This is a genomic window from Melaminivora alkalimesophila, assembly GCF_000282995.1.
Lineage (GTDB): Bacteria > Pseudomonadota > Gammaproteobacteria > Burkholderiales > Burkholderiaceae_C > Melaminivora > Melaminivora alkalimesophila.
Genome location: NZ_ALEE01000341.1, coordinates 1 through 11,116, shown reverse-complemented (window position 1 = coordinate 11,116; position 11,116 = coordinate 1). Strand labels below are relative to the sequence as shown.

Below are 11,116 nucleotides of genomic sequence, written 5' to 3'. Positions count from 1 at the left end.
GGTGTGGCTGCCGATCGACTCCAAGTACCCGGTCGAGCACTACCAGCGCCTGCTGGACGCGCACGACGCCGCCGACAAGGCGCTGCTGCAGTCGGCGGGCAACGCCTTCGAGGCGTCCATCCGGCTGGAGGCGCGCAAGATCTTCAGCAAGTACGTCTCACCGCCGCACACCACCGACTTCGCCGTGCTGTACCTGCCCTCCGAGGGGCTGTTTGCCGAGGTGATGCGCCGCCCGGGGCTGGTGGAGGCGGTGCAGAACGAGTGCCGGGTGATGATCACCGGCCCGGCCAACCTGGCGGCCATGCTGAGCAGCCTGCAGATGGGCTTCAAGACCCTGGCGATCGAGAAACGTTCGTCCGAGGTCTGGGCCGTGCTCGGCCAGGTCAAGACCGAATTCGCCAAGTTCGGCGACGTGGTCGAGGCCACGCGCAAGTCCATCGACGCGGCCGCCAAGAAATTCGAGCAGGTGGGGGTGCGGACGCGCGCCATCCAGCGGCGCCTGCGCGACGTGCAGGAGCTGCCGGCGCCGGAGCCGGCCGGCGCCCCGGCGTTGCCGCCGGGCGGGCTGTTCGAGGAGGACGAAGACGAGGGGGCCTGCACGGCGCAGGTTCCGCTGGAGGCCGAGGGTGCCTGAGGCGCCCGGGGGCGCGGGCCGCTACAGCTTGTAGAAGGCGCGGATCATCGCCCAGGCTTCTGCCGGATCGTCGGTGATGCGAAACAGCGCCGGGTCCGTGGGGGCGATGGTGCCGTGCTCGATCAGCACGTCGAAGTTGATCACCGCCTTCCAGAAGCTGCTGCCGAACAGCACGATCGGCACCGGCCGCGCCTTGCCGGTCTGCACCAGCGTCAGCACCTCGAACAGCTCGTCGAGCGTGCCGAAGCCGCCGGGGAACACCACCAGGGCCTTCGCGCGCATCATGAAATGCATCTTGCGCAGCGCGAAATAGTGGAACTTGAAGGACAGCGAGGGCGTGATGAAGCGGTTGCCGCTCTGCTCGTGCGGCAGCGTGATGTTCAGGCCCACGTTCGGCATGCCGGCATCGTGCGCGCCGCGGTTGGCTGCCTCCATGATGCCGGGCCCGCCGCCGGTGCAAACATACAGGCGCTGCTCTTGGGGGCAGTCGCGGCAGTGCTCGGCCACCATGCGCGCGAACTGCCGCGCGGCGTCGTAGTAGCGCGCGTTGCGCACGGCGCGCTCGGCCAGCGCGATGCGCTCGGGGCTGCCGCTGGCGCGCGCGTCCTGCAGCTGCTGCTCGGCCTCGTCGGGGGCGACGAAGCGGGCGCTGCCGTAGACCACGATGGTGCTGTCGATGCCTTGCGCCGCCTGGCCCAGGTCGGGCTTGAGCAGCTCCAGCTGAAAGCGGATGCCGCGCGTTTCGCGGCGCAGCAGGAATTCCGGATCGGCGAAGGCCAGCCGGTAGGCGTCGGCCTCCAGCGGGTTGCCCGAGACGGCGTAGTTGTGCAGCTCGGCCCAGGCGTCGGCAAGGCGGCTGTCTTGAAGATTGGTGGTTGCATCCATGGGGAGATTTTGATCCTTTCGCGGTCGCCCCCGGCAAAGGCGGGAAGCCGGCCGCCGGTTGTTCAGGCGGCGGGGCCCGACTCCGGCCCGAGCGCGCTCCACAGCCAGCCGCCGCCTGCCAGACCGGCCCAGGCGGCCAGCACCGAGCCCGCCAGGTGCAGCAGCGCCAGCAGCAGTGCTGCGCCCACGCGCCCCTGGAGCAGCAGGGCCAAGACTTCGGCGGAGAAGGCGGAGAAGGTGGTCAGCGCACCCAGGAAGCCGGTCACCACCAGGGCGCGCCAGGCGGGGTCGAGCTGCGGCATGGCCTGCGCCGCGGCGAGGAACAGACCGATCAGCCAGCCGCCTCCCACGTTGGCCACGAGCGTGCCCCAGGGCAGGGCCGCGCCGGGGGCGTTCAGCCACAGGCCCAGGCGCCAGCGGGCCAGCGCCCCGGCGCAGGCACCAAGACAGATGGCCAGGGCGTGCAGCATGGGAGGCGATTGTAGGGAGCGCGCCGATCGGCAACGCCCGCACGGGGGGCGGGTTTACGCTCCGCTGCGCCGGGCGCCGCATGCCTAGAATCTGTTGCACTGCAATAGCGGCCGTTTCCAGGCCGCCCCCGAGGAGCCCCAGGTGCGAGACAAGAAAACCCCCGAAACCGAGACCAGCGGCAGCCAGGAGCAGCCGTCCCCGCGCGAGCGCACCATCAAGAAATACCCGAACCGCCGCCTCTACGACACTTCCACCTCGACCTACATCACGCTGGCGGAGGTCAAGCAACTGGTCATCAATGGCGAGCCGGTGAGCGTGCGCGACGCCAAGACCGGCGATGACTTGACGCGCAGCATCCTGCTGCAGATCATCCTGGAGGAGGAGGCCGGCGGCACCCCCATGTTCAGCGAGGCGGCGCTCGCCAACATCATCCGCTTCTACGGCCATGCCATGCAGGGCTTCATGGGCGCGCAGCTGGAGAAGAGCGTGCAGATGTTCGTCGAGTTCCAGGCGCGTCTGGCCGAGCAGACGCAAGGCCTGTCGCCCGAGAAGTGGACGCAGCTCATGCAGCTCAACGCCCCGGCCATGCAGGCCTGGATGGGCAGCTATGCCGAGCAGTCGCAAAAGGCCTTCGCCCAGATGAACGAACAGATGCAGCGCCAGGCCGAGCAGATGCTGGGAGCGTTCGGGATCAAGAAGCGCTGAAGGGGCGGAAGCGGCCTGCGTTTCCCCGCGATGGCATCCTCTGGGAAAATACGGGCGATGAGCGACGCACACGCCCCTACTTCCACGCCTGCCCCCCACCCGACCCCGGACGCCGGGCCAGCGCCCAAGATCGCCTTTGCCAGCCTGGGCTGCCCGAAGAACCTGACCGACTCCGAACTCATCCTGACCCAGCTCTCCGCCGAGGGCTACCGCACCTCCAAGTCCTTCGACGGGGCCGACCTGGTCATCGTCAACACCTGCGGCTTCATCGACGATGCCGTCCGCGAGAGCCTGGACACCATCGGCGAGGCGCTGGCCGAGAACGGCAAGGTGATCGTCACCGGCTGCCTGGGCGCCAAGGCCGGCAAGGACGGCAGCGGCACGCTGGTGCAGGATGTGCATCCGAGTGTGCTGGCCGTGACCGGCCCGCACGCGGCCCAGGAGGTCATGGACGTGGTGCACCGCCACCTGCCAAAACCCCACGACCCCTTCATCGACCTGGTGCCGGGGGCGTTTGGCGAGGCCGGCATCAAGCTCACCCCGCGCCACTACGCCTACCTGAAGATCAGCGAGGGCTGCAACCACCGCTGCACCTTCTGCATCATTCCCTCCATGCGCGGCCATCTGGTCTCGCGCCCGGTGGGCGACGTGCTGCGCGAGGCGCGCGCGCTGTTCGAGGGCGGCGTCAAGGAGCTGCTGGTGGTCAGCCAGGACACCTCGGCCTATGGCGTGGACGTGAAGTACCGCACCGGTTTCTGGGACGGCAAGCCGGTGCGCACGCGCCTGCTGGAGCTGGTGCAGGCCCTGGGCGAGCTGGCCCGGCCGCACGGCGCCTGGGTGCGGCTGCACTACGTCTACCCCTACCCCAGCGTGGACGAGCTGATCCCGCTGATGAACGACGGCCTGGTGTTGCCCTATCTGGACGTGCCGCTGCAGCACAGCCACCCGGATGTGCTGCGCCGCATGAAGCGCCCTGCCAGCGGTGAAAAAAATCTCGAGCGCATTCAGCGCTGGCGCGAGCAGTGCCCGCAGCTGGTGATTCGCAGCACCTTCATCGCCGGCTTCCCGGGCGAGACGGAAGAGGAGTTCCAGCACCTGCTGGATTTCCTGCACGCGGCGCAGATCGACCGCGCCGGCTGCTTTGCCTACAGCGACGTGCCCGGTGCCGCTGCCAACGCCCTGCCGGGCATGTGGCCGCCCGAGCTGCGCGAGGAGCGCCGGGCGCGCTTCATGGCGGTGGCCGAGGCGGTTTCCACCGCGCGCCTGCAGCAGCGTGTCGGCTCGACCATGCGGGTGCTGGTGGACAAGTCCGCCAGCCTGGGCAAGAAGGGCGGCGTGGGCCGCTCGTGGGCCGATGCGCCGGAGATCGACGGCGTGGTGCACCTGCAGCCCATCGAGAAGGCCAGCAAGACCTACAAAACCGGCGACTTCGTGCGCGCCCGCATCGTTGCAACGCAGGGGCACGATCTGGTGGGGCAGGTGGTCTGAGCTACAACCCCGCAAGCCCATGAAAAAAGGCTTCCCGGGGGAAGCCTGCGCGGCCCGCGTCGGCGCTCAGACGCGCCTGCGGTATTCGCCCGTGCGGGTGTCGATCTCGATCCTGTCGCCCTGGTCCACGAACAGGGGCACGGCGACCTCGAAGCCGGTAGCGATCTTCGCCGGCTTCATGACCTTGCCGGAGGTGTCGCCCTTGACAGCCGGCTCGGTCCAGGTGATCTCGCGCTCGACGCTGGTGGGCAGCTCGACCGAGATGGCCTTGCCGTCGTAGAACACGACTTCGGCGGCCATGCCGTCTTCCAGGTAGCTCAGGGCATCGCCCATGTTGCCGGCCTCGACCTCGTACTGGTTGTAGTCGGCATCCATCCAGACGTACATCGGGTCGGCGAAGTAGGAGTAGGTGCACTCCTTCTTGTCCAGGATGACGTTGTCGATCTTGTCGTCGGCCTTGAAGACGACTTCGCTGCCGGTGCCGGTGAGCAGGCCCTTGAGCTTCATGCGCACGGTGGCGGCGCCGCGCCCGCCACGGGCGTATTCGGTCTTGAGGACGATCATGGGGTCTTTGCCCTGCATGATCACGTTGCCGGCGCGGATTTCTTGAGCGAGTTTCATGGCTTGGCCTGAGAAGGAAGGAGGTGGGGCCGCTCGCACGGGGCGGGGCGAAACCGGCAGGGCCTGCCTGGCTCACCCCGGCGCTGAACGCTTGCGGCGGGGGCGCCGGCCGGCACGGCTCCGGGTGGAAAGTGCACGGCAACAAGTGGCGCAAAACCTGAGATTCTAGCTTTTCCCGTCCACAAAACCCAGCAGTTGGGTCAACAAATCCGCCTGCGCCAGCAGGCGATCGCGCGCGCGCAACGCGCAGGCGTGCCACTGCCGCAGCTCGGCAGGGCCCAGCGGCGGCAGGCTGGCCGCGGGCGCCATGCCGTTCCACGCCAGGTGCGCCTGGCGCCAGGAGGCGGGCGCCTGCAGCCAGTCCAGAAAAGCGAGCAGCTTGGCGCGGTGGGCGCCGTCGTCCTGGGGATAGATGTGCCAGACGAACGGCTGCCCGGCCCACAGGGCGCGCACCAGGGAGTCCTCGCCGCGCACGAAGTTCAGGTCGCAGGCCCACAGGAGCTCGTCGAAGGCCGGCTGCGGGCAAGCCGGCAGCCACGCTACCAGCACACCCCGGTGTGCCCCGGGGGCGGCCGCAGCAGGAGCGCCGCCCGGGCCCTGCAGGGCGCGCAGCGCCGCCGCCGCCCGGCCGGGAGTGACCAGCAGGTGCGCGCCCCCCGAGACGGCCGCGAGCCGCTGCAGCAGCTGCGCCAGCGCCGGCGGCTCGTAACAGAACAGCGAGACCGCCAGAGCGTCTGCAGCGATGCCGCGGCCGGCGCGCCAGGCTGCGCGGTCGAAGCGTGCCTGCCGCGCCGCCAGCGCCGGCTCGCGCAGCAGGCCGCCGGTGCGTGGCGTGAAGCCCGGGTAGAAGAACCAGCGCGTCAGCCCCGTGCCCGGACCGTGCAGCACGGGCGAGGGCAGGCCGTGGCAGCGTTCCACGTAGCCCTCGGCCGAGAGGTATTCCAGGTTGATCCACACCGGAGGCCGGGCCCGCCCGGGCCCGGGCTGCGCCATCGAGGCGACGAAGGCACCGGGGATTTCGCAGCCGAAGGCCTCGACCACCACGTCGCCGGGCCCATCGGCAGGCGCGGCCGCGGGCCACGGCAGCACTTGCACGCCCGGGGTGCCCCACGGCGCCATCCAAGCGAGCGCGCCGGCATCGTTCGTCCACAGGCGCACCGCGTGCCCGCGCGATGCCAGGTCGGCCGCCAGCCGCCAGCACACGCCCATGTCGCCGTAGTTGTCGATGACTTGGCAGAAGACGTCCCAGCGCAGGCCGGGTGCGGACGCGTGTCCGGACGGCGGGGCGGCAGAAGGCGAGGGCATGGACCGCGATTATCCTGGGCAGGGTCGCCCTGCTGCGCCGCCGCGGCGCCCTCTGGCAGGCGGCAGGGCCCGCGGTCCTTGAGGTCGCCGCGCCAGCCTCCACAATAGGGGGATGTCCGCTTCGCACCCCGAGGAACTGCTGGCCCAGGTGGCGGCGCTGCCGCCGCTGCCGGGGGTGTACCGCTATTTCGACGCGCAGGACACGCTCCTGTACGTCGGCAAGGCGCGCAACCTGAAGAAGCGCGTCTCCAGCTACTTCACCAAGCAGCATGGCGGCACGCGCATCGGCCACATGGTGGGCCGGATCGCACGGCTGGAGACCACCGTGGTGCGCTCGGAGGCCGAGGCGCTGCTGCTGGAAAACAACCTGATCAAGTCGCTGCAGCCCAGGTACAACATCCTGTTTCGCGACGACAAGAGCTACCCCTACCTGAAGATCACCGGCGTCGCGCAAAAGGACGGCACGGGCGATGCGCCGGGCCAGCGTTTCCCGCGCATCGCCTACTACCGCGGCGGCACCGACAAGCGCCACCGCTACTTTGGCCCCTACCCCGGCGCCTGGGCGGTCAAGGAGAGCATCCAGCTGCTGCAGAAGGTCTTTCGGCTGCGCACCTGCGAGGACACGGTCTTTGCCAACCGCACCCGGCCGTGCCTGCTCTACCAGATCAAGCGTTGCACGGCGCCGTGCGTGGGGTTGATCTCGACCGAGGACTATGCCGGCGACGTGGCGAGCGCCGAGGCGCTGCTGCGCGGCGAGACGCAGGAGCTGCTGCAACTGCTGGAGCAGCGCATGCTGGCGCATTCGCAGCGGCTGGAGTTCGAGCAGGCGGCCGAGGTGCGCAACCAGATCACGGCGCTGTCGCGGGTGCTGCACCAGCAGGCCATCGAGACCGTCTCGGACAAGGACGTGGACATCCTGGCGGTGCGCGTGCAGGGCGGGCGCGCCTGCGTGAACCTGGCGATGGTGCGCGGCGGGCGCCACCTGGGCGACCGGGCGTACTTTCCGGTCCACGTCGAGGAAGCGGCGGGCGTATGGCACGCCGAGGACGGGCCGGAAGGCGAGCCGGGCAGCGGCCCGGCGCACGACGTGGCGGCGCAGGTGCTGGAGGCCTTCCTGGCGCAGCACTACCTGGCCGTGCCGGTGCCGCCCACGCTGATCGTGAGCGAGCCGGTGCGCCCGGAACTCGTGCAGGCGCTGTCGCAGCAGGCCGGCGTGCGCATCACGGCGGTGCACCAGCCGCGCGAGCAGCGCCGCGCCTGGCTGGAGATGGCGCAGCAGAACGCCGAGCTGCAGCTGGCGCGCCTGCTGACGGAAGAAGGCTCGCAACAGGCGCGCACGCGTGCGCTGGCGGAGGTGCTGGACCTCGATACCGAGAACCTGGACCAGATCACCATCGAGTGCTTCGACATCTCGCACACCGCGGGCGAGGCCACGCAGGCCTCGTGCGTGGTCTTTCACCACCACCGGATGCAGAACAGCGAGTACCGGCGCTTCAAGATCGAGGGCATCACGCCGGGCGACGACTACGCCGCCATGCGCCAGGTGCTCACGCGGCGCTACACGCCCGTGGCCGAGGCGCAGCGCGAGGCCGGCGGGGCCGAGCTGCCCAACCGCCGCGCGCGGCTGCCGGAGGTGGTGCTGATCGACGGTGGCAAGGGCCAGGTCGGGGTGGCGCGCGAGGTGTTTGCCGAACTGGGCCTGGACATCGCGCGCATCGTCGGCGTGGAAAAGGGCGAGGGGCGCAAGGTCGGGCTGGAGGAGCTGGTGTTCGCCGACGGGCGGCCCAAGCTGTTCCTCGGGCGCGATTCGGCGGCGCTGATGCTGGTCGCGCAGATCCGCGACGAGGCGCACCGCTTCGCCATCACGGGGATGCGTGCGGCGCGCGCCCGGGTGCGCGTGGGCGGGAGCCGGCTGGAGGAGATTCCCGGCGTGGGGCCGAAGCGGCGCGCGCGCCTGCTGCAGCGTTTCGGCGGCGTGCGCGGCGTGCAGGAGGCGAGCGTGCAGGACCTGATGACCGTCGAGGGCATCTCCCAGACGCTGGCCGAGGAGATCTACCGCGCGCTGCGCTGAGAGGGCGCCGGCCCAGCCGCAGGGGGCGGCACCCGCGTGCCACAATCGCCACCCATGTTCCTCACCATCCCCACCGTCATGACCTGGACGCGCATCGTCGCGATCCCGCTGATCGTGGGGGTCTTCTACGCGCCGCTGGCGCCGGAGACGCGCAACCTGGTCGCGACCGTGATGTTCGTGGCCTTTGCGGCGACCGACTGGCTGGACGGCTACCTCGCGCGCAAGCTGGACCAGACTTCGGCCTTCGGCGCCTTCCTCGACCCGGTGGCCGACAAGTTCCTGGTCTGCGCCTCGCTGCTGGTGCTGGTGCACCTGCAGCGCGCCGACGTGTTCGTGGCCCTGATCATCATTGGCCGCGAGATCGCCATCAGCGCCCTGCGCGAGTGGATGGCGCAGCTCGGCGCCGCCAAGAGCGTGGCGGTGCACATGCTGGGCAAGCTCAAGACCACGGTGCAGATGGTGGCCATCCCCTTCCTGCTGTATGACGGGCGGCTGTTCGGGCGCATCGACACCGGCGTGTGGGGCACCTGGCTGATCTGGCTGGCGGCGGTGCTGACCGTGTGGTCGATGGTCTATTACCTGCGCAAGGCGCTGCCGGAGATCCGCGCGCGCGTGCCGCGCTGAGGGCCCTTTGGGCAGCGGTGGGCTGTCAATCGGGGTTCGGCCTAGCGCCCCGGGGTTCCCGGGAAGCCCATCAATTGCGACTAGAATTTGCTGTTGCGCCAGCGCCGGAGGGCGCCGATGTGCGGGGCGCGAGCCCGGAGACGCCGCACATTGCCAACACCGTTCATGCAAGAGGCCCTGTTGTGAATAAGACCGAACTGATTGAGCACATCGCCACCCACGCCGACATTTCCAAGGCCGCCGCCACGCGCGCGCTGGAGTCGACGATCGACGCGGTGAAGCAGACGCTCAAGAAGGGCGGCACGGTGTCCCTGGTGGGGTTCGGAACGTTCAGCGTGGGCCAGCGCGGCGCGCGCACGGGCCGCAATCCGCGCACCGGCGATACGATTAAAATCAAGGCCGCCAAGGTGCCCAAGTTCCGTCCGGGCAAGGCGCTCAAGGACGCCGTGAACTGACTGCGGCGAACGAGAGGGGGTGCTTAGCTCAGCTGGTAGAGCGGCGCCCTTACAAGGCGTAGGTCGGCGGTTCGAACCCGTCAGCACCCACCACCCCTTTCAAGTAAAAAAGTTAATGAAATCAAGGTCTTGGAGGCGATCCAGGCCCTTTTGCGTGGCCTGCCGCAGCCTCAGCGCCGGTTGACCAGCCAGATCCCGAGCGCCACCAGCACCAGCGCGCCCACGAGCGTTGCCGTGACCGGCTCGCCCGGCCACAGGCTGCCGACCACCAGGGTGAAGACCGGGGTCAGGAACACGAAGGACGACATCCGGGTGGCCGGGTAGCGCCCGAGCAGCCAGACCCAGATCAGGTAGCTGACGAAGCCGCCGATCAGGCCCTGCACCCACAGGGACGTCCAGGCGAAGGCGCTGAAATCGAGGTGCCAGCGCTCGCCCATGAGCAGCGATCCCGGCGCCAGCAACAGGCAGGCGACGCCCATCTGGTAGAGAAGCTGCGTCTCCGCGCGGACCTGGCCGAGGGGCGTGGCGCGCAGCACCACCGTGGTCAGCGCCCAGAGTAGGCCTGCCAGCAGCCCGAGCAGGTCGCCGCGCCAGGCGCCGGGCATCGCGGCGGTGCCCGAGCGATCCGCCAGCGCCAGCGCCACGCCGACCAGCGCCCCGCCCAGGCCCAGCCACTGCACGCGGCGCAGCCGCTCGGATGGCACCAGCAGGGGCAGGACCACTGCCACCCAGAAGGGCGAGCAATAGAGGAACATCGTCACGCGCGCAGCGCTGGTGTATTGCAGCCCGAGGAACAGGCAGATGAACTCCCCGCCGAACAGGGCGCCGGCCAGCAGCCCGTAGCGCCAGCTGCCGCGCGGCGCCGTGCCGGGGGCGGCGAGGGGAATGCCGCGCCAGCGACACCACAGCAGCAGGGCACCGCTTCCCAGGGCGAAGCGCCAGAGCGCCTGGTACAGCGGAGCGACTTCCGCGAGCGTCGCCTTGGAGAGCGCCTGCTGGAACCCCCAGAACAGGCAACATGCCAGCAGCAAGGTGGTGGCCAGGGCGTCGAGGTGGGTCTTGCGCGCGCCTGCCAGCGGCTGGGGCGCGGTGGTCTCCCGGGAGGTGGTGGTCATGGTCGGTGCAACGATTATGGAGGCAGACAGGCCCGGGCCGCCCGGGCCCGCCCACGCAGCTGCCCGGCCGGGTGGAGAGCATGAAGTAAAATCCACGGGTTTTCTGCCAGGGTGGGCACGCACCGGGGGCGGGCTTGCTGATCCCGGGCTCCCGGGGGTCAAGCTGCCTCCACGCGGTGCAGGTCGACGTTCCGATCGCGCCGCGGCCCACCTTCCCGCACAGGCGAACGCAGGTTCGCCTTTTCTTTTGCCGCAGCGATCGTTGTTGAAAGCCTGACAGACATGTTCGAGTCCATCCGCAAGCACTCCAAGTTCGTGATGCTTCTGCTGTTCCTGCTGATCATCCCGTCCTTCGTGCTGGTGGGCATCGACCGGAACTACTTCTCCGGCGGCAGCCCGGTGGTGGCGCGCGTGGACGGCAAGGACATCACGCAGGACGAGTGGGACAACGCCCACCGCATGGAGAGCGACCGCATCCGTGCCCAGTCGCCCGGCATCGACGGGCGGCTGCTCGACTCGCCCCAGGCGCGTTACGCGACGCTCGAGCGGCTGGTGCGCGACCGGGTGCTGCAGGCGGCAGCGCAGAAGATGAACCTGATGGCGAGCGACGCGCGCCTGGCGCGCGAACTGCAGAGCATTCCGCAGATCGCTGCGCTGCGGCGCGCCGACGGCACCCTCGACACCGAGGCCTACCGCGCGCTGGTCGGTGCCCAGGGCTTCACCCCCGAAGGCTTCGAGGCGC

Annotated in this window: 12 protein-coding genes and 1 tRNA gene; 8 read left to right on the top strand and 5 right to left on the bottom strand. The window is 69.7% G+C overall.

Features of this window, described 5'->3' with window-relative positions:
• Positions 1-634 (top strand): DNA recombination protein RmuC (locus A612_RS06355; protein ID WP_019373673.1); only part of this gene is annotated, 634 nt, incomplete at its 5' end.
• 21 nt (positions 635-655) lie between these two features.
• Here A612_RS06355 and A612_RS06350 read toward each other — a convergent pair.
• Both A612_RS06350 and crcB read right to left on the bottom strand, forming a co-directional pair.
• Entirely contained in the window at positions 656-1,519 is an 864-nt protein-coding gene (locus tag A612_RS06350; protein ID WP_019373672.1) for an LOG family protein, read from the bottom strand.
• Between the two features lie 62 nt (positions 1,520-1,581).
• Positions 1,582-1,989, bottom strand: a complete 408-nt coding sequence (gene crcB, locus A612_RS06345) for a fluoride efflux transporter CrcB (protein WP_019373671.1) — start codon at positions 1,987-1,989, stop codon at positions 1,582-1,584.
• 214 nt (positions 1,990-2,203) lie between these two features.
• Between crcB and phaR the strand changes: the two genes are divergently transcribed.
• Complete coding sequence (phaR, locus tag A612_RS06340) at positions 2,204-2,695, top strand: polyhydroxyalkanoate synthesis repressor PhaR (protein ID WP_241209524.1); 492 nt, start codon at positions 2,204-2,206, stop codon at positions 2,693-2,695.
• Positions 2,696-2,752: 57 nt separating this feature from the next.
• Positions 2,753-4,183, top strand: a complete 1,431-nt coding sequence (gene rimO / locus A612_RS06335) for a 30S ribosomal protein S12 methylthiotransferase RimO (RefSeq protein WP_019373669.1) — start codon at positions 2,753-2,755, stop codon at positions 4,181-4,183.
• Positions 4,184-4,249: 66 nt separating this feature from the next.
• Here rimO and efp read toward each other — a convergent pair whose 3' ends face one another.
• Positions 4,250-4,804 carry an elongation factor P gene (efp, locus tag A612_RS06330; RefSeq protein WP_019373668.1) on the bottom strand — a complete coding sequence of 185 codons (555 nt, stop codon included), beginning with the start codon at positions 4,802-4,804 and terminating at the stop codon, positions 4,250-4,252.
• Positions 4,805-4,969: 165 nt separating this feature from the next.
• Positions 4,970-6,109 carry an elongation factor P maturation arginine rhamnosyltransferase EarP gene (gene earP / locus A612_RS06325; RefSeq protein WP_019373667.1) on the bottom strand — a complete coding sequence of 380 codons (1,140 nt, stop codon included), beginning with the start codon at positions 6,107-6,109 and terminating at the stop codon, positions 4,970-4,972.
• 112 nt (positions 6,110-6,221) lie between these two features.
• On the opposite strand from earP, the gene uvrC reads away from it, so the two are divergent.
• The 4 genes from uvrC (at position 6,222) to A612_RS06305 (ending at position 9,352) form a co-directional block, all read left to right on the top strand.
• The gene (gene uvrC / locus A612_RS06320) at positions 6,222-8,180 is read left to right on the top strand and encodes an excinuclease ABC subunit UvrC (protein WP_019373666.1); all 1,959 of its coding nucleotides are present in this window, start codon (positions 6,222-6,224) and stop codon (positions 8,178-8,180) included.
• Between the two features lie 54 nt (positions 8,181-8,234).
• Positions 8,235-8,804 (top strand): CDP-diacylglycerol--glycerol-3-phosphate 3-phosphatidyltransferase, encoded by a 570-nt coding sequence (pgsA, locus tag A612_RS06315; protein WP_019373665.1) that lies wholly within the window; start codon positions 8,235-8,237, stop codon positions 8,802-8,804.
• A 182-nt stretch (positions 8,805-8,986) separates the two neighbouring features.
• Complete coding sequence (locus A612_RS06310) at positions 8,987-9,259, top strand: HU family DNA-binding protein (RefSeq protein ID WP_019373664.1); 273 nt, start codon at positions 8,987-8,989, stop codon at positions 9,257-9,259.
• Positions 9,260-9,276: 17 nt separating this feature from the next.
• Positions 9,277-9,352, top strand: a tRNA-Val gene (locus tag A612_RS06305).
• A 77-nt stretch (positions 9,353-9,429) separates the two neighbouring features.
• On the opposite strand, the gene A612_RS06300 is transcribed toward A612_RS06305, so the two are convergent.
• Entirely contained in the window at positions 9,430-10,374 is a 945-nt protein-coding gene (locus tag A612_RS06300; protein WP_019373663.1) for a DMT family transporter, read from the bottom strand.
• A 282-nt stretch (positions 10,375-10,656) separates the two neighbouring features.
• Here A612_RS06300 and A612_RS06295 point away from each other — a divergent pair.
• Positions 10,657-11,116, top strand: a 460-nt coding sequence (locus A612_RS06295) for a SurA N-terminal domain-containing protein (RefSeq protein WP_040436240.1), incomplete at its 3' end; no start/stop codon positions are given.